Source organism: Streptomyces sp. NPDC050560, from assembly GCF_044457285.1.
Lineage (GTDB): Bacteria > Actinomycetota > Actinomycetes > Streptomycetales > Streptomycetaceae > Streptomyces.
In genome coordinates, this window is record NZ_JBITGT010000037.1 from 1,499 (window position 1) to 2,859 (window position 1,361).

Here is a 1,361-nt window from a genome sequence, read left to right on the forward strand (position 1 = left end):
AATGACACGACTTCGGCGGTACGCTTGAGCCCCGCTACATTGTCGGCGCGGAATCACTAGACCAGTGAGCTATTACGCACTCTTTCAAGGATGGCTGCTTCTAAGCCAACCTCCTGGTTGTCTCTGCGACTCCACATCCTTTCCCACTTAGCGCACGCTTAGGGGCCTTAGTCGATGCTCTGGGCTGTTTCCCTCTCGACCATGGAGCTTATCCCCCACAGTCTCACTGCCGCGCTCTCACTTACCGGCATTCGGAGTTTGGCTAAGGTCAGTAACCCGGTAAGGCCCATCGCCTATCCAGTGCTCTACCTCCGGCAAGAAACACACGACGCTGCACCTAAATGCATTTCGGGGAGAACCAGCTATCACGGAGTTTGATTGGCCTTTCACCCCTAACCACAGGTCATCCCCCAGGTTTTCAACCCTGGTGGGTTCGGCCCTCCACACGGTCTTACCCGCGCTTCAGCCTGCCCATGGCTAGATCACCCCGCTTCGGGTCTTGAGCATGCTACTCAAATCGCCCTCTTCGGACTCGCTTTCGCTACGGCTCCCCCACAACAGGTTAACCTCGCAACACACCGCAAACTCGCAGGCTCATTCTTCAAAAGGCACGCAGTCACGACACACAAGACAAGCTTGCATGCGACGCTCCCACGGCTTGTAGGCACACGGTTTCAGGTACTATTTCACTCCCCTCCCGGGGTACTTTTCACCATTCCCTCACGGTACTATCCGCTATCGGTCACCAGGGAATATTCAGGCTTAGCGGGTGGTCCCGCCAGATTCACACAGGATTTCACGGGCCCCATGCTACTTGGGAACACTCCAGACAAGCCGTTCACGTTTCGACTACGGGGGTCTTACCCTCTACGCCGGGCCTTTCGCATGCCCTTCGCCTACACAAACGGTTTCTCACTTGCCGCCCAGCCGGCAGACTAGACAATGAAGCGTCCCACGACCCCTGAAGCGCAACCCCTGCCGGGTCTCACACGCCCCAGGTTTAGCCTCATCCGGTTTCGCTCGCCACTACTCCCGGAATCACAATTGTTTTCTCTTCCTGCGGGTACTGAGATGTTTCACTTCCCCGCGTTCCCTCCACACACCCTATGAGTTCAAGTGCGGGTGACAGCCCATGACGACTGCCGGGTTTCCCCATTCGGACACCCCCGGATCAAAGCTCGGTTGACAGCTCCCCGGGGCCTATCGCGGCCTCCCACGTCCTTCATCGGTTCCTGGTACCAAGGCATCCACCGTGCGCCCTTAAAAACTTGGCCACAGATGCTCGCGTCCACTGTGCAGTTCTCAAACAACGACCAGCCACCCACCACCCCAGACCAACGGCCCGAGTTCACTGGGACTGG

The 1,361-nt window shown here is 57.7% G+C and carries 1 rRNA gene (cut by a window edge); it reads right to left on the reverse strand.

Going from position 1 to position 1,361, the window contains the following annotated elements:
- Positions 1–1,274 (reverse strand): 23S ribosomal RNA (locus ACIBIW_RS36730); it reaches 1,496 nt to the left of the window's first position.
- Positions 1,275–1,361 lie beyond the last annotated feature (87 nt).